Source organism: Haladaptatus sp. HS23, from assembly GCF_056892285.1.
Window position 1 is genome coordinate 114,128 of sequence record NZ_JBXGLH010000009.1, and the last position, 15,504, is coordinate 129,631.

Annotated in this window: 14 protein-coding genes, 2 tRNA genes and 1 pseudogene; 7 read left to right on the forward strand and 10 right to left on the reverse strand. The window is 62.4% G+C overall.

The features are described from left to right. Positions 1-387: a NifU family protein gene (locus AC1XDK_RS21645; protein ID WP_483352051.1), complete on the forward strand. Its 387-nt coding sequence runs from the start codon at positions 1-3 to the stop codon at positions 385-387. A 293-nt stretch (positions 388-680) separates the two neighbouring features. Here AC1XDK_RS21645 and AC1XDK_RS21650 read toward each other — a convergent pair whose 3' ends face one another. Together AC1XDK_RS21650 and AC1XDK_RS21655 are read right to left on the reverse strand one after the other, a co-directional pair. Further along, a complete protein-coding gene (locus AC1XDK_RS21650; RefSeq protein WP_483352167.1) occupies positions 681-2,108 on the reverse strand; it encodes a ribonuclease FAU-1 family protein in 1,428 nt (475 codons plus the stop codon). Between the two features lie 112 nt (positions 2,109-2,220). Beyond that, entirely contained in the window at positions 2,221-2,394 is a 174-nt protein-coding gene (locus AC1XDK_RS21655; protein ID WP_483352053.1) for a hypothetical protein, read from the reverse strand. Between the two features lie 161 nt (positions 2,395-2,555). Here AC1XDK_RS21655 and AC1XDK_RS21660 point away from each other — a divergent pair, with 161 nt between their 5' ends. Then, positions 2,556-3,782: a PrsW family intramembrane metalloprotease gene (locus tag AC1XDK_RS21660; protein ID WP_483352054.1), complete on the forward strand. Its 1,227-nt coding sequence runs from the start codon at positions 2,556-2,558 to the stop codon at positions 3,780-3,782. On the opposite strand, the gene AC1XDK_RS21665 is transcribed toward AC1XDK_RS21660, so the two are convergent. Continuing rightward, positions 3,779-4,369, reverse strand: coding sequence for a riboflavin synthase (locus AC1XDK_RS21665; RefSeq protein ID WP_483352055.1), 591 nt, complete (start codon positions 4,367-4,369; stop codon positions 3,779-3,781). The two genes, AC1XDK_RS21660 and AC1XDK_RS21665, sit on opposite strands and share 4 nt — an antisense overlap. 90 nt (positions 4,370-4,459) lie before the next feature. On the opposite strand from AC1XDK_RS21665, the gene AC1XDK_RS21670 reads away from it, so the two are divergent. After that, positions 4,460-4,702: a DUF7533 family protein gene (locus tag AC1XDK_RS21670; RefSeq protein WP_483352056.1), complete on the forward strand. Its 243-nt coding sequence runs from the start codon at positions 4,460-4,462 to the stop codon at positions 4,700-4,702. A gap of 125 nt (positions 4,703-4,827) precedes the next feature. Here the strand turns inward: AC1XDK_RS21670 and AC1XDK_RS21675 are convergent, their stop codons facing one another. The 5 genes from AC1XDK_RS21675 to cca form a co-directional block, all read right to left on the reverse strand. Continuing rightward, complete coding sequence (locus AC1XDK_RS21675) at positions 4,828-5,001, reverse strand: glycine zipper domain-containing protein (protein WP_483352057.1); 174 nt, start codon at positions 4,999-5,001, stop codon at positions 4,828-4,830. 178 nt (positions 5,002-5,179) lie between these two features. Continuing rightward, complete coding sequence (locus AC1XDK_RS21680) at positions 5,180-6,688, reverse strand: carboxypeptidase M32 (RefSeq protein ID WP_483352058.1); 1,509 nt, start codon at positions 6,686-6,688, stop codon at positions 5,180-5,182. 88 nt (positions 6,689-6,776) lie between these two features. Next, positions 6,777-8,603 carry a UvrD-helicase domain-containing protein gene (locus AC1XDK_RS21685; protein ID WP_483352168.1) on the reverse strand — a complete coding sequence of 609 codons (1,827 nt, stop codon included), beginning with the start codon at positions 8,601-8,603 and terminating at the stop codon, positions 6,777-6,779. Between the two features lie 261 nt (positions 8,604-8,864). Further along, entirely contained in the window at positions 8,865-9,044 is a 180-nt protein-coding gene (locus tag AC1XDK_RS21690; protein WP_483352059.1) for an HVO_0416 family zinc finger protein, read from the reverse strand. 120 nt (positions 9,045-9,164) lie between these two features. Next, on the reverse strand, positions 9,165-10,514 hold the full coding sequence (gene cca, locus AC1XDK_RS21695; RefSeq protein WP_483352060.1) for a CCA tRNA nucleotidyltransferase: 1,350 nt from the start codon (positions 10,512-10,514) through the stop codon (positions 9,165-9,167). 103 nt (positions 10,515-10,617) lie between these two features. On the opposite strand from cca, the gene AC1XDK_RS21700 reads away from it, so the two are divergent. Together AC1XDK_RS21700 and AC1XDK_RS21705 are read left to right on the forward strand one after the other, a co-directional pair. Further along, positions 10,618-10,690 (forward strand) — tRNA-Asn (locus AC1XDK_RS21700). Positions 10,691-10,804: 114 nt separating this feature from the next. Beyond that, a tRNA-Ile gene (locus AC1XDK_RS21705) sits at positions 10,805-10,911 on the forward strand. 397 nt (positions 10,912-11,308) lie between these two features. Here AC1XDK_RS21705 and AC1XDK_RS21710 read toward each other — a convergent pair. Continuing rightward, a complete protein-coding gene (locus AC1XDK_RS21710) occupies positions 11,309-12,088 on the reverse strand; it encodes an SDR family NAD(P)-dependent oxidoreductase (protein ID WP_483352061.1) in 780 nt (259 codons plus the stop codon). Between the two features lie 194 nt (positions 12,089-12,282). On the opposite strand from AC1XDK_RS21710, the pseudogene AC1XDK_RS21715 reads away from it, so the two are divergent. Continuing rightward, a pseudogene (locus AC1XDK_RS21715) lies at positions 12,283-13,004 on the forward strand (HAD family hydrolase). A 15-nt stretch (positions 13,005-13,019) separates the two neighbouring features. On the opposite strand, the gene AC1XDK_RS21720 reads toward AC1XDK_RS21715, so the two are convergent. Further along, positions 13,020-14,237 carry an acyl-CoA dehydrogenase family protein gene (locus AC1XDK_RS21720; RefSeq protein WP_483352062.1) on the reverse strand — a complete coding sequence of 406 codons (1,218 nt, stop codon included), beginning with the start codon at positions 14,235-14,237 and terminating at the stop codon, positions 13,020-13,022. Positions 14,238-14,407: 170 nt separating this feature from the next. Here AC1XDK_RS21720 and AC1XDK_RS21725 point away from each other — a divergent pair, with 170 nt between their 5' ends. Then, positions 14,408-15,493, forward strand: coding sequence for a phosphotransferase family protein (locus tag AC1XDK_RS21725; protein ID WP_483352063.1), 1,086 nt, complete (start codon positions 14,408-14,410; stop codon positions 15,491-15,493). Positions 15,494-15,504 lie beyond the last annotated feature (11 nt).

Sequence of the window (15,504 nt, forward strand, 5' to 3'; positions counted from 1 at the left end):
ATGAGCGAGAACAGCGCGACGGAAACCACGGCGTCCGAAGACGGCCTGAAATCGCGGGTCGAGCGGTGGCTCACCGCCCAGATGCCCATCATCCAGATGCACGGCGGAACGAGCGCGGTTCGGAAGGCCGACCCCGAATCTGGCGAAGTGGTCATCGAACTCGGCGGTGCTTGCGGCGGATGTTCCATCACCCCCATCACCTCCCAGAACATCGAAGTCGAACTCCTCAAGAAGTTCGACGAGGTGGACGACGTGTCGGTCCGCATCGCCGACGACGGCACCAGTCAGTGGAAGACGGACCAAGCCGAGAGCGTCATGGGCATCGACCGCTCCGAGGGCGGCCGCGGTGGAAAGCTGAACACGCCGGGCGAGAACGAGCACTTCTAGCGCACCTTTTTATTGCGAGGGCCGCGGAGCGACCCTCGATAAAAATCTGCACCAAAAGCCGACTTCACCCCCTCAGTCATAACGACGGACTCGCGCCGCGAGTCCGTCGTATTCTTCCGGGCCTTGCTTCACTTCGTTCAGCAAGACTTCGAGGGATTCGTCGGCCCGGAAAATCTCCGATTTTCCGGTGTCTCACAATCGCGGCGCGATTGTGATGGCTCGAAAGACGGTCGGTCTTTCGGTGAGTCGCTAGCGACTAGCGGCTGTGTCACTGGCCGTTTCCGGCGGTTGCGCTATTTCGAGAGCACCTTCTCGACGCTCGCCGCGACGCTTCGGGCTTTTTCGGCCAATTCCTCCGAGATGTGGCCCGCTTCGACGGCAGCGTCGAGTTCGTCGTCGTCCACCCGCTCGACGGTTCCGTCCGGTCGCTTCACGACGTCGACGTGGAGGTCCACGTAGCGCAGGGAGCGGGGGAACAGTTCCACCGGCGTACAGACGTTGACGTAGGTCCCCTTCGACTCGCCGTCCTCGCTCCGGTAGGCCGTCGGATACCACCACCTCCCTTCCCTGAACTTCGTGATTGCCACGTCGCCCCGCTCCCGGTCGGTCCCGATAGCGTCGTACGTTCCGGCGCTTCCCATCTCGCGTCGAACCGTGTACTTTCCGGCTTCGGGGTCCGCCTCCGCGACGGTTCCCTTGCCGAGCGAGAGACACCGACCGTCGGGTTTGCCGTGGTCGATGAACACCTCGTCGTCCGCGTCGGGGCCGAACTGCCGGAGGGTCGCACCGGTCGGCATCCCGTCGAATCCCTCCTCGATGACGGCGTAGAGGTCCTCGGCGAAATCGACCGCCGTGCTCGCCGACGAGTCGGCGGCCTTGATTCGGTGGTGGCCGGGAAGCGTCGTCGTGACATCACGGCGGGCCTCGTCCAACGCGAACCGGGATTCGCGGCCGAACCACAACCACGCCGTCGCCTCGGGTTCGGCGAGGGTTTGCGTGACATCAGCGGTCGGTTCGTCGGCTAACGCGTCGTCGATGGTTTCGGCTCGTTCGACGGCCTCGGAGAGGGCGGCGTTCATCTCGTCCAGCGTGGCGTCGCTGGCCGCGTACTCCCAGCGGACGCCCCACTCGTCGGGAACGTCCGTCGGAAGCATCTCGGTCGTGCGTGCGAGTTCGCGCCTGCTGGCGTCGTCCGGCGCGCTGGCGACGACTTCGTTCACGCCCTTCGAGAGGCTGGCGACGCCGCCGAACACCTGCACGTCGGTCCCGAGCAGGGTCCGGTCGCGCGACCACGGCGGTTCGGGGTCGTGGACCTGCACGCGAACGTGGTCGCCGTCGTCGATTCGACGGTCGAGGGAACGGAACGGCAGGAAGCCCTCGCCGCGTTCGTCGCCGAGGTCCACGACGGCACCGCTCCCGAGCGTGTCGCTGACGACGCCGTCGAAGAGCGCTCCTCGGGGTGCCGGGTCGTCCCAGTGGAAGGTGTCGATGGCGGTGTCCGCCAACTCGTCCACGAGGCGGGCGACGGGTTCGGGGTCCCCGGAGACACCCACCCCCTGCCTGTCGTCGGTCGTTTCGACCGTGGCGTCGTATTCGCCGGTTTCGAACGACTCGTCGAACCGCCGTCTGATGGGTGGCGAGGCCTGCACCACGTCGAACTCCTCGCCGAGGAGGCGCGTGAGCGCGGTGGTGTAGATGCCTCTGATGCGGATTCGACTCATGACGAGGAGCAAGGTGGGCAAAGTTCGGTCGTCGTGTCGAGCGAGAAGGCTTGCATACCTGCCGGTTGGCAGGGAGGGGTTTTCAGGATGACGAGGTTCGGTCGCGAAGAGATCAGTCGTCCGCGGGAACGGTTCCGGTCCAGTTCGCGTCGGTGACGCTCGAATTGGCGTCGGCCACGGACGGCGTTTCCACGTCGTCCGACGGTTCGTCCGATTCGGCTCGTTCGTCGGCCGCCGACTCCTCGTTATTTCGTCGTGTTGTTTTTTCCGGCGGTGCCGAGTACATCATTCCTCGACTGTGGCTCACGGGTGTCATAGTGTAGCGTGATGGGCGATTCTTCTTGTTAAGAGTGCCCCTACAGGAATAATACGTCATATAACCACGTATTAGGAATCATAGGTATCCGATGCCGAACGATTTACTCCATGGCTATGAGAACTCGAAACATGGACGAGAAACAGGACCCGGTCGCTCGCGGGTTAGGCGACTCGGTCGACCTCTACGGAATCTCCACGTGGGAAGAGCGGACGCGTCTCGATTGGTTTGCGACGAAACTGTACGGTGCGATAGTCGTCTCGGCCCGCACCTTGATCATTCTCCTCGCCGCGGCGATTCTACTGCTCCAGTTCGTCTTCGGCGGATTGGCGGTGTTGAGCGACCCGTGGGTCGGCGCGTTCGTCCTCCTCTCGGTCGTTCCCGCGTTCGCGTTCGCGGCCTACATTTGGTACGCCGACGTCACCATGTCGGAACCGCTGCCGCTTCTCGTCGGGACGTTCCTCCTCGGCGTCCTGTTCGCCATGTTCGCCGCCGTGTTCAACTCCGCTCTGCAACCGGTGTTTACCGGCGTGCCGCTCTTCGGGGCGATGCTCTACTTCTACCTCATCGTCGGTCCCGTCGAGGAGACGGTGAAATGGTTGGCCGTGCGGTTGTTCGCCTATCGGAGCGACAAATTCGACGCGGTCATCGACGGGGCCGTCTACGGCGCGATGGCCGGGTTGGGTTTCGCGACCATCGAGAACGCCATCTACATCAGCCAAGGTGTTCTGTCGTCCACGGGCGCCGACCCGATTTTGAACGCCGGACAGACCGCCGTGTTCCGACTGTTCGCCGGCCCGGGTCACGTCATCTACTCCGCGTTCGCGGGCTACTACCTCGGCTTGGCGAAGTTCAACCGCGAGAACGCGGGCCCCATCGCGGTCAAGGGCCTCCTCATCGCGGCGTTCATCCACGCGACGTACAACACGCTCGTCGGGTTCGTTCCCAACGTGATATCGGCCTTTTACCCCAGCATCTCGACCGAAATCGCCTACATCACCTTCGTGTTCATCTACGACGGCTTCTTCGGCTATCTCCTCTTCCGAAAGCTCTCGCGCTACCGCTCCATGTACGCCGAGGTCGAAGAATCGCACGGAGGCGAGGACGAAGGACGGGGAATCATCGAACCGAACGATTCCGTCCAGCGGGAGAAACACGCGCCGTTGCAGTCCGGTTCATCGGACGGAAGCGGGGTGCTCGACGAAGAGACGGGGAACGAACTCCTCGAAAACGACGACACCGATTTCGTAAGAGGGGAATGGAGCGATACCGAAAGCAGTGTGGATACGGGAGACGATGAAAGCAGCGAAGACGACGAAAACGAACGGTCCGACGACTCCTCGACGTTCGACTTTTAGCGCTCCGCGAGGAGTTCTTCCGCGTACTTCGCCAGCACGTCCACTTCGAGATGCACGGGGTCGCCGGGTTCCTTCTCCGAGAGGTTCGTCACGCGGCGCGTCGTGGGAATGATGGCGACGGTAAACGTCTCCTCCCCTTTCTCCGCCACCGTGAGGCTGATGCCGTCCAGCGAGACCGACCCCTTGTTCACGATGTACTGGCCGAACGCCTCGGGGACGGCGAACTCGTACTCCCAGTCCTCCCCAACCTCCCTAACGTCCACGAGTTCCGTCGTCGTATCGACGTGACCCTGCACGAAGTGGCCATCGAGACGGGCGTCGGCCCGAAGCGCGCGTTCGAGGTTGATGACGTCGCCCTCCTCGATTTCTCCGAGATAGGTCTTTTCGACGGTTTCGGCGGCTAAAAACACCTCGAACGACTCGCCGTCGAACTCTTCGACGGTCAGGCAGGCCCCGTTGACGGCGATGCTCGCGCCGTCCTCCACGTCCGAAAGCACCTCGTCGGCCGCGATGGTGAGCCGTCGGCCACCGTCCGACTCCTCGACGCGACGAACCTCGCCGACCTCCGCAACGATTCCGGTAAACATAACGGAACTGTGACGCTCGTCGGTTGAAAACGGTTCCGAATCGGGGTTCGAGGACGGCGGCTTTTTGGTCGGTGGGGCGGAAGTGAGGCCATGAAACTGGGCATCCTCGACACCGTGAGCCTCGCGGCGACGCTGGTGTTCGCCCTCCCCATCGCGCTCTTCGGTATCGACCGCATCGTCGCGGGACAGACGCTCCTCGGCGGCGCGTTCGTCGCCATCGGCGTCCTCATGGTTCTCCTCCGCGAGAACCTGACGACGCCCTCCGACGTGCCCGCCAGCGCGGCACAGAAGGTCGTCGGCAAAATCGCAAAGACCGACGACGACGAGGAATAGGTATGCGTTTTCGATTCTGACTCTGCGGCGATTTTATGGAAAACCGGGCGACTATGAGTAACGGAGGACCGTTCTGAATAGACATCTCCTACGATTGCTAAACGAAAGTCACCGAAAGAGACGATTTAACAGCTCGATGTCGGCTTCTGTCTCTTTCGCACCCACCCTCCACCGATTCCACCGGCGATAGCCGCAAACGACGCACTCACCAACGTCACGTCTCCACTGACTGAACCAAGGAGCGCACCAACTACTGCACCGAAGACGACGAAACCAAGAACGACTAGCTGATCGTTCATGTGTCGTTACATTCCAATTCAAATAATAAGTCTTCCCCATGGTCATGTTCGGCCTCGACATTCACTTCGCACCTTACGACGAAACGGACGGGTCGTATCGTTCCGGACCAAAGACGACACCACCGGTGAGGGGGAGTTGGCTGTATCGTGGGAGGGACACGAGGGCGATTTTAGACGGTCACACGTCCAACTCGTAAATCTCGCCGTACTTCTCGGTCACGTAGTCGAGGAAGTATTCCGCCGTGAGCGGTTCGCCCGTCGCCTCCTCGATGAGTTCGTCGGTGGTGTACGTCTGGCCCTGTTCGTGGATGCTCTCGGTCAACCAGTCGCGGATGGGGGCGAACTCCCCATCGCGTATGAGTTCCATCGGGTCGTCTATCTCTTCCTCGATGGTCGCCCAGAGTTGGGCGGCGAAGACGCTCCCGACGGTGTAGTTCTGGAAACTCGCAAATCCGCTCGTCCAGTGGATGTCCTGCAGACAGCCCTCCGAATCCGTTTCGGGAACGATACCGAGATACTCCTCCATCAGTTCGTTCCAGCGGGCGGGGATGTCCTCCACGTCGAGGTCACCGGCCACGAACTCCTGTTCGATTTCGGAACGGAGGATGATGTGCATGTGGTAGGTCAACTCGTCCGCCTCGACGCGGATGGTGTTGTCCGTGAACACCTGATTGGCCGCTTCGTAGGCCTCCTCCGGGGTGACGTCTTCGAACTCCGGAAAGTGCTCTTTCACCGTCGGGAGGAAGAACTCCCAGAACGCCTCCGTGCGGCCGACGTGGTTCTCCCAGAAGCGCGACTGAGATTCGTGAATGCCCGAACTCCGGGACTGGCCCAGTGGCGTGCCGTAGGCGTCGTCCCGCAGGCCGAGTTGGTAGGTGGCGTGGCCGAACTCGTGAATCGTCGCGGTCAACGGGTCCACGAAGTCGTCCTCGTGGAATCGGGTCGTGACGCGGGCGTCGTACTGCGTCCCGGACATGAACGGATGCGGGGCGGTGTCGAGGCGGCCGCGGTCCCAGTCGTAGTTCAGCAAGTCGAGCGTGTCCCGGCAGAGTGCTTCCTGGTCCTCCGGGTCGAAGGTTCCGGCGAAGGCGTCGTCGGCGATGTCCGCGCCGTTCTCCTGAACCGCTTCGATGAGCGAAACCAACCCGTCACGGAGTTCGTCGAATATCTCCTCGACGCGTTCGAGGGGGAGATACGGCTCGCCGTCCTCGAACATGACCTCGTAGGGGTCCTTTTCGGGGGCGATGTGTTCCGCACGTTCGATGTGGAGTTCGCGGAGTCGGTCGAGATACGGCGCGAACGTCTCGAACTCGTCTTCGGCCTTGGCCTCCTGCCACGCCGGTTGCGCCTCGCTGGACGTTTCCGATATCTCCTCCACGAGGTCGTTCGGGACCGAAACCGCCCGCTCGTACTCGCGGCGGGTTTCGCGGACGACGGCGGCCTGCTCGTCATCCAACTCCTCGTCTTCGAGTTCGTCCAACAGTTCGCCCATCTCGTCGTCGGTCAGCAGTTCGTGGGCGATGGACTGGAGCGCGGACAGTTGCTTCGCACGAGCGGGTGTCCCGCCCTCGGGCATCTTCGTCTGCTGGTCCCAGTAGAGGACCATGCCGGCGTTGCCGACGTTGGAGATACGTCGTACTCGGTCGATAAGTTCCGAATAACCCGATTCTTGTTCGGCTGTTGCCATGAGAGGGGAGTGCACCGGCAAACGGTATCAATGCACGGGAAGCGGAAACGGGAAAAGACGAGAGAAAAACCGATGACGGGAGTCCTACTTACTCCGCGTCCGCGCTGTCGAGGATGTCGTCGACGGACTTCCCGTTCGGTTCGTTGTACAACAGCACGTCGAGTTTGAGCGTCGGCGCGCCGCTGACGAGGTTCTCCATGACGACGAGGCGCTCGCGGGCACGGCTCATGCCGACGTAGAAGACGCGGCGTTCGTTGTCGGTGAGAATCGGAACCGGGTCGGTTCCAGCGGTGAACTCGTCCACGCTGGGCACGTCGATACCCTCGTTTTCGACGGTCGCCGCCATCTGCTCGACGACCTTCTCGGTCAGGTCGGTGCCAATGAACACGTGGTCCGCCTCGCGACCTTTCGCGCTGTGAATGGTGCCGATACGGACGCGGCTTCGGTCCATTTCCTGATAGCGACCGCTGAAGTAGGCCTTCATGGACCGCTTCTGGTAGCTCGTGACCTTCCGAACCATGTCCGAGGCGGATTTCGGGCCTGGCATGAACGGCGCGAAGTTCTTCACGAAGTCGGCGTCGAACTCCAGTTCCGTGAGGTCGTCCGCACCTTCCGCTTCCTTGCGCTCGTCGATGGCGTCGAACATCTCGTCGCGGTCGTTCGTGCCGAACGTGGATTCCGTCAACATGTCCGCGAGGCGTCGCGCCTGCAGGCCGTCGATGGGTTCACCCTCGTGAATCTGCTCGACCGCATCGACGTACTGGTTCAAGCGGTCGGTCCACATCCGCTGGTCGGTCAGCGTGCGGAACGGGATTCCCTCGTCGATGAACTCGTCGACGAAGCGGAACATCTGGTAGCGAGCGCGGAACAGCACCATCACGGTACCGTCGAACTCCTCGATGGTGTAGCGGACGTTCCGCACGAGGTCGAGCATGGACGGGCTCTCCACCGCTTCGACGGTACCGCCCTCCTTGCGCGGTTTGAGGTTCTTCTCCTGCCGTTCATCGATGTGGCTGACCTCCTGTTGGACGACCTTGAGGACGCGGGAGGGAAGTCGGTGTGAGGTGTCGAGGATGACGTCCTCGCCGCCCTCGCCGAGGAGGAGCTTCGGGTCCGCACCCTGCCACGCGTAAACGACCTGGTCGTCGTCACCCGCGATGAGGACGTTCTTCATGTGGCCCTTCCACTCCTCGTAGATGTCGAACTGGAGCTGAGTGATGTCCTGAAACTCGTCGATGACGAGGTAATCGACGCTGGGGAGGAGGGAGCGCTGTTTCACGCGTTCGAGCATGTCGGCGAAGCCGACGAGTCCCTCGTCGCCCTTGTACTTCCGCCAACCGCGGATGGCCTCGGGAACGTCGAACCGGTCGTCGCTGCTCGGCCACGTCGGGGTGTACTTGTTCCCCTCCTGTGCGTTCGGGTCGATGTCCGGCGGGAGGCGGACCTCTTCGACGTCCCACTGGAACGGAACGTCGTGCCAGTCGGCCACCTGTCGTCGGGTCCGTTGGAGCCACTGGGAGGTGGCGATTATCTTGTTGCCGAGCGTGGTCGAACGGGCGGTTCGGCGGCCCGACCCGCTGTACTCGTCCTCGTATTCGAGCCCGTAGCTCTCACAGAATTCCTCTTTGTCCTTTTCGCCGACGACGTCGCCGCGGGAGAGATTGAGAAGTTCGTAGGCCTTCGCGTGCATGGTACAGACGTTGCCCTGCAGGGAGCGCGGGTCCACGTCGAGTCGCTCCGCGAGTCGTTCGCGAACCTCGTTCGCGGCGGCACGAGTGTACGAAACCACGAGGAGGTCGTTTATCGTGACGCCATCCTGATCGAGAATGTCCTCTACCCTGTCGAGTAGTTCGGTGGTTTTACCGCTCCCCGGCCCACCGAACAACCGGGTCACTCTTGCATCCGTCTCTGCCATTGGCGTAGTCATTACACCAGCACAAGTGCTGGGAACGTATAAAACGACGTGAATCGGATTCGTGCCTCGTCGCGTACTTCGAGAGGGGTGTATCCGGTGGGTGTTCACACCGGATACAACCCCCAATTATGCTCCGTCGTCGTTCGAAAATAACGAGAGCGACGCTCGACACGATACCGCGTGGTCGGGGTTGGAGCAGCAATGAAAACGGGTTTCGAGATTCGGAAACGATGCAGGCTCGATGCGGGGAGTTAGAACGGATTACGGATTCCAGCCGCAGACCGTACACTCCGTCGCTGTCTGATTATGAAGTCCACCACATTCCGGACACTGCTTTTTGTTATACTCCTGTTCCCAGTCTACTCGTTGCGTCTCGTGGCCGTGGTCTTCGAGGAACTGGTCGAACACGGATTCGTCATCTCCGGTTGGTGCGGAGGCCATACATGCTATGCTAATGCACACCAAACATATAACGCTGATGGTCAAACAGACCCGAACGTAGCGTTACTTACGAACATCGCAAAACCGAACATCGAGAATCGGTCAGTACGAAATCGAACCTCAAGGCTTCGGGTCGAAGTAGCGGGCGAGTTCCGTCCCGAACTCCTCGGCCAAAATCCCGACCGCATCGTCCGAGAGAACCTCGTACTCCGTCTTCAGTGCCGATTCGACGTGTACCCCCAGCGCGGCGTCGAGGACGGCGTCATCCCGGAGGAACGCCGTCGCGCTAGTAAACTCGCGGTCGCGTTCGACCACGTACCGGTCGTCGTCGATGAACGGCCCGTACGCGTCCGAGTCGGCGTACTTCTCGTAGAACCCCGCCGCGTGGGCGCGAACGTGAACCGGCGGCCCGTCGTGGTGCTCGACTGCCGGGCGTTCGGCCACGGCGAGTTCGAAGAAGAGGACCGCGGAATCGTCGGCGAACAGGTCGGCCCGAAGCACGTCGAAGCCGCGCCGCGAAAGCGCATCACCCAGACCGGAGAGCGACTTCTGGAGTTGCGGGTACAGTTGGTCCTCGACCACGTCCGGCGCGTCGAATCGAACCGCGACCGGATGCGTCCCGCGCTCGGCGATGAGATTCCGGACTTCCTCGGGCGTGAGCGGGTCCTTCGGGTCCGGGAAGAACACCGATTCGCGCGGAGTTTCGAGGAGGGTACGGGCGTAGTGTTGCACCCGTGCGACGTTTTCCGCCGAAAGGACGGCGGCGACGTTCCGCTCCGGGTCCGTCGGGTCGATGACCACTACTGGGTCGTCGAATGTCTCCGCTCCGTGTTCCTCGGGGTCGAACCGAACAGGGGGGTTCCACTCCGCTGCCGCTTCGAGAGCCTCCCGAAATCCGCCGTATTCGAGGACGAGGAGTTCCGCCAAATAGCCCGAAAAGCCCTTCGTCCGAAGGTCGCTTCCGTACGCGCCGATGCCCTTCAGAAACTGCTTGAACAGCAACACCTCTCCGGCAAGTTCGTCGTCCAACCGCGCTTCGAGGTATTCGGTGTGAAACGGCGTGCGGTCCACCGCCGACTGGATGTCCGTGGCCGACGCGACGCGATAGCAGGGGACGAAATCCACGTCGAACCCGTCGAACTGCCCCTTCACGTACGGATGCTCTGCGTACTCCTCGTGACCGTCCGGCAGAACCGCGTGCCCGATTTCCAACCCGAGCGATTCGAGTTCCTCGCGCGCCATCTCCGGCGGAAACCGAACGAACAGGTCGATATCCCGGTCGCCGCTCGTCCACGTTCCCCGTGCGGTGCTCCCCACCTGAATCACGTCGGCGTCGACCGACAGGTCGGTAATCGCCTCCTCCGCGCGTTCCGTCAACTCCCGAGCAGCCACTCGAAGACGCTCGCGTTCCTCCGCGTCGGGCCGTATCTTCGCTCGGACCGCCGAGACGACCTCCTCGAACCGTGCCATCGGGCGAAAGTTTTCCACGAAGGCGTGAAAGCGTATCGATGCGTCCGGATAAAAACGAAAGCCCTATCAAAGGACTCCGTCTACTTGGGAGTGCAGTCAAAGAGCCGCCGTAGCTCAGTTGGTAGAGCACCTGGTTGTTACCCAGGTTGTCCCAGGTTCGAGCCCTGGCGGCGGCGCTTCTTCGATTATTCGTCTTCGAGGAGAGCGTTCTGTGCTTCACGAACAGAACGACGTGACTCGATGGAAACCCGGTACGCTAAAGAGGGATGCCAGATTACGATTGACTGAACGGGCCCTTAGCTCAGTCTGGTTAGAGCGCTCGGCTCATAATGACGTCTGTCGGGTTCAGACGACATGGGATACCGGGTGGTCATTGGTTCGAATCCGATAGGGCCCATCCAGATTTTGGTTGATTCCGAGCCGACGGTTTCTCGTATGTCATCTGCTTCGACGGTCGTACTGGCGGCGGCGTGATGGCGACTGGCCAGCACGTCGGTCGGCGGAAGGAACGCTTCCAGAGTTAGCAGTCGAACTGTGACCGTAGCCGACACCTGTCTATCCGGAGATGTAGTATGGTTCCGTACGGCATCAAAAATGCCAACCGCGGAGGAATACTCCTGCCGCTGTGGCTTCAAGCGGTCGGCGTTCCCGCCGCACCACCCGTTCCGACGTTCGCGCTTCCCAGCCTCGTCTGGCACCTCCCGTACGGTATCGTATTAGACGCGGTGTACCCGTACGTCACCCCTCAGAGAGTGGTGACGAAATGTCCCCAATTTTCCACGCGTTCGTGGTTCTCACACGTCCGGCGATTCGAGAATCGGCGGGACGCCCGCCGCCGTCACCGTCTCGCCGACGAGGTACGAGGAGGCCGGACTGGCGAGGAACTGCGCGAGGTCGGCTATCTCCTCCGTCGTACCGATGCGGCGCTTGACGCTCTCGCGGTCGATTTCGTCCGCGCTGACGCCCATCTGGCTCTCGACGCCCGGCGTGGCGACGAATCCTGGCGCGATGCAGTTGACCCGCACGTCGTCGTCGGCCAACTCGTAGGCGAGCGTGGACGTGAGGTTGATGATGCCCGCCTTGGCCGCGCCGTAGTGGCTCATGTGCGGCGACCCCTTCTGTCCCGCGACGCTGGCGAGGTTGATGACGACGCCGCCGCCGTTTTCGCGCATGCGTTCCCCCGCGACCTGCGTGCAGTGGTACGTCCCGTGGAGGTTGATGTCCACGATGGTTTTCCAGCCGTTTTCGCTGATGTCCTCGAACGGAGCCATGAAGCTCGCTCCCGCGTTGTTGACGAGGATGTCCACACCGCCGAACTCGGAGATGGTGGCGTCCACGAGGGCGTCCACGGCATCGCGGTCGGTCACGTCGCATTCGACGGCGACCGCCCGTCCCTCGCTGTCGCCACCCTCGATGCCCTCGGCGACGGGTTCGACGTTCTCCAATTCGCGCGAGCAGACGACGACGTTCGCCCCGTCATCGGCGAACCGCTCCGCGATGGTCTTCCCGATGCCGCTCGACGCGCCGGTCACGATCGCGGTTTTGCCGGCGACGCTGAACTGTTCGACGGTCATGCGATTTCCTCCACTGTCGGCTGATTCGAACCGGAGTTTTCCATTGGTAAGTACATCGGCTACTACACTCCCTCGTGTTAATAAATATGGGTCGTAGTTTGTAATCGTTATCTTGATTCCCGAGGGGAGTGGACCACCGATATGGACGAGTCCGGGAAGAGAAACGTCACGAACCGTACGACGGTGGTCGAGCGGTGACCGTGACGGAAGACGATTCGAAGTGGCAGGCGGTGTTTTGGGACATCGGCGGCGTCATCCTCGACAGCGCGTCGGTTCGACGCGCCCACGAGGAGTTCGTTCGAACCGTCGTGGAGACGCACGCACCGGAGGAATCGGTAGCGGACGCACTGGAACGGTGGCGAACCGCGGTCGGGACGTACTTCCGGGAACGGGACGGGACCGAGTTCCGTCCGGCACGTACCGCGTACGACCGTGCCGTGGACGAAATCGCGGGCACGCCGATACCCGAAGACGAGTGGCGGCCGGTGTTCGAGTCGGTGACGACGGAGACGCTCCGTCCCAATCCCGGTGCCGTCGAGACCATCGAGCGGTTGGCGGAAACGGAGTTGCACGTCGGCGTCGTCAGCGACGTGGATACCGAGGAAGGAATACGAATTTTGGAGACGTTCGGCCTGAAAGAGCGGTTCGACTCGATAACCACCTCGGAGATGGTCGGGCGAACCAAGCCCGACCCGGGGATGTTCGAAACGGGATTGCGGGCGGCGGACGTGTCGCCGAGTGATGCGGCCATGATAGGTGACCGCTACGACCACGACATCGCCGGTGCGTCGGCAGTCGGGATGACGGCCATCGGGTACGGGGCCGAGGAGGGACCCGAAACCGACTACGCCATCGACGACCTCAGAGCGTCCTCTCGATAGTCGGGGTAGAAAGGGAAGAGTCGGGCGGAAGCTGAGTCGGGTGCGCCGAGTTACTCGGCGTCGTAGCGAGTCAGGTGTTCGACTTCGGCGGGGTCGAGGTCGGAGAACGCGTCCCTGGCGATGACGCGTTTGTGAACCTCGTCCGCGCCGTCCACGATGCGGAACTGCCGGACGTTCTCGTAGAAGTCCGCGAGCGGCAGGTCCTTGCCGATGCCGTTCCCGCCGCACATTTGAATCGCGCCGTCGATGGCGTCTTGTACGACGTTCGCGGCGTACACCTTGCTCATCGCCACTTCGATTCTGGCTTCCTCACCCGCCGCTATTCGACGGGCGGCGTGGCGGACCATGGTGCGGACGGCGTGGAGTCGCATCTCGGTTTCGGCGACCTCGAACCGTATCGACTGCTTCTCCGAGAGCGGGCCGTCGAACGCCCGTCGTTGGTCGGCGTACGCCTTCGCTATGTCGACGGCCCGTTCGGCCATCCCGGAGTACCGCATGCAGTGGGTGAGTCGCGCCGGACCGAGTCGCTGTTGGGCGATGGCGAACCCGGCGTTCTCCGCGCCGAGGAGGTTCTCTTCCGGGATTCGAACATCGTCGTACCGGATTTCCGCGTGGCTCATCCCCGTGACGCCGCCGCCGACGTGCGGAATGTCGCGGACGATATCCACGCCGGGCGTGTCGGCGGGAACGAGGAAGATGGAACAGCCTTCGTACGGGTGAGCGTCCGGGTCGGTGAGCGCCATCACCAACAGCACGTCGGCCTCGCTCCCCTGGGTCGTCCACCACTTGTGGCCGTCGATGACCCACTCGTCGCCGTCCTTCTCGGCGGTGGTTCGGAGCATCTTCGGGTCCGAGCCAGCGCCCGGGTTCGGTTCCGTCATCGAAAATCCGGACTTGGCCTCGCCCGCCGCGAGCGGGTCGAGCCATCGTTCTTTCTGTTCCTCCGTCCCGACCAGTTCGAGCGTGTGCATGTTTCCTTCGTCGGGTGCATCGACGCGGATGGCCGCTGGACCGAGGAGGCTTCGTCCGGCCGCCTCGAAGACGGGCAGCATCTCGCGGAAGTCCATTCCCAAGCCGCCGTGTTCCTCCGGAATCTGTGGCGCGTACACGTCGTACTCGCGGGCCGTCTCGCGGAGTTTGCGAACGGTATCGTCCGAAACAGGTTCACCACCGAGATGGTCTCGCTCGACGGGAATGACCTCCTCGCGGACGAACGTTCGGACGCGTTCGGCGACGTCCGTCCCGCGTTTCGGGTCGTCGTATTCCATACCCACAACCCCGATTCACCAGTGTAAAAATATTTCCCCAGAGGAGTTACCCTCGTAAGTTCTATACCGAAGATGGACGTACAATCGACACGAATCCCACTGTCGAGGCGGTCGGAGCGGGATAGGCGAGAACCGTACCGGCCGACACCGACAGCGGACGGAAAGGACCAATGACAAAAGACGACCAGACAGCGGGTGACAGCGATTACTTCGAACGACTCGTCGATACGGACGCGCTACGGAACTACCTCGCGGCGGAGTTGGGGGAGGCGACGGAGTACGACGTCTCTCACCACGCGGAGGGGCACTCAAACGAGACGTTGTTCCTGACGTGGGGCGACAGCGAACTCGTCATCCGCCGTCCGCCGCCCGGCGAGACGGCCGAGACGGCCCACGACGTGCTCCGCGAGTACCGAGTGATGGACGCGCTACAGACCACCGACGTTCCGCTTCCGGCGACGGTGCTGGCCTGTGAGGACCGTTCGGTCATCGGGAGCGACTTCTACGTGATGGAGCGCCTTTCGGGGGACGTGCTCCGCGATGGGGAACCCGAACGCTTCGGAACGGCCGACGCACGGCGACGAATCGGCGAGGAGTTGGTGGATACGCTCGCGGCGATTCACGCGCTCGACTACGAGGCCGTGGGACTCGGCGAGTTCGGCTATCCGCCGGGCTACACCCGACGACAGGTCGAACGATGGACCAAGCAGTTGGACTGGGCGTTCGAGCGAACCGCCGAGGAGCGCGCCGTCCCCAAACTGGAGGCGGTCGGCGACTGGTTGGTCGAACACTGTCCGGAGGAGCACGAACACACGTTAGTCCACGGCGATTACAAACTCGACAACGTGATGTACGGGCCGGGAACGCCGCCGGAAATCGTCGGCGTCTTCGACTGGGAGATGGCGACGCTCGGAGACCCGTTGGCCGACCTCGGGTGGATGCTGTCCTACTGGCGCGACGCCGGCGACCCGGAACCGGCGACCCCCGAACTGACGGCCACGTTCATGGAAGCCGAGGAGTATCCGACCCGGCAGGAACTCGTCGAGCGATACGAACGCGAGACGGGCATCGAATACGAACGCGACCGGTTCTACCGGGCGCTCGCCGTGTACAAACTCGCGGCGCTCGGCGAGATGTTCTACCGGCGCTACCTCGACGGCAACAGCGACGACCCGATGTATCCGCGGATGGAGGAACGCGTTCCTGACCTCGCTCAACGCGCCGAGGGGATTTTGGACGGCGACGAACCGTTGTGACGGGGCCGAAT

What these genes read in the sequence shown, in the direction of transcription:
- AC1XDK_RS21645 (WP_483352051.1), top strand. Translation starts at nt 1, where the DNA reads ATGAGCGAGAACAGCGCGACGGAAACCACGGCGTCCGAAGACGGCCTG.
- AC1XDK_RS21650 (WP_483352167.1), bottom strand. Translation starts at nt 2,108, where the DNA reads ATGAGTCGAATCCGCATCAGAGGCATCTACACCACCGCGCTCACGCGC.
- AC1XDK_RS21655 (WP_483352053.1), bottom strand. Translation starts at nt 2,394, where the DNA reads ATGTACTCGGCACCGCCGGAAAAAACAACACGACGAAATAACGAGGAG.
- AC1XDK_RS21660 (WP_483352054.1), top strand. Translation starts at nt 2,556, where the DNA reads ATGGACGAGAAACAGGACCCGGTCGCTCGCGGGTTAGGCGACTCGGTC.
- AC1XDK_RS21665 (WP_483352055.1), bottom strand. Translation starts at nt 4,369, where the DNA reads ATGTTTACCGGAATCGTTGCGGAGGTCGGCGAGGTTCGTCGCGTCGAG.
- AC1XDK_RS21670 (WP_483352056.1), top strand. Translation starts at nt 4,460, where the DNA reads ATGAAACTGGGCATCCTCGACACCGTGAGCCTCGCGGCGACGCTGGTG.
- AC1XDK_RS21675 (WP_483352057.1), bottom strand. Translation starts at nt 5,001, where the DNA reads ATGAACGATCAGCTAGTCGTTCTTGGTTTCGTCGTCTTCGGTGCAGTA.
- AC1XDK_RS21680 (WP_483352058.1), bottom strand. Translation starts at nt 6,688, where the DNA reads ATGGCAACAGCCGAACAAGAATCGGGTTATTCGGAACTTATCGACCGA.
- AC1XDK_RS21685 (WP_483352168.1), bottom strand. Translation starts at nt 8,603, where the DNA reads ATGGCAGAGACGGATGCAAGAGTGACCCGGTTGTTCGGTGGGCCGGGG.
- AC1XDK_RS21690 (WP_483352059.1), bottom strand. Translation starts at nt 9,044, where the DNA reads ATGGCCTCCGCACCAACCGGAGATGACGAATCCGTGTTCGACCAGTTC.
- cca (WP_483352060.1), bottom strand. Translation starts at nt 10,514, where the DNA reads ATGGCACGGTTCGAGGAGGTCGTCTCGGCGGTCCGAGCGAAGATACGG.
- AC1XDK_RS21710 (WP_483352061.1), bottom strand. Translation starts at nt 12,088, where the DNA reads ATGACCGTCGAACAGTTCAGCGTCGCCGGCAAAACCGCGATCGTGACC.
- AC1XDK_RS21720 (WP_483352062.1), bottom strand. Translation starts at nt 14,237, where the DNA reads ATGGAATACGACGACCCGAAACGCGGGACGGACGTCGCCGAACGCGTC.
- AC1XDK_RS21725 (WP_483352063.1), top strand. Translation starts at nt 14,408, where the DNA reads ATGACAAAAGACGACCAGACAGCGGGTGACAGCGATTACTTCGAACGA.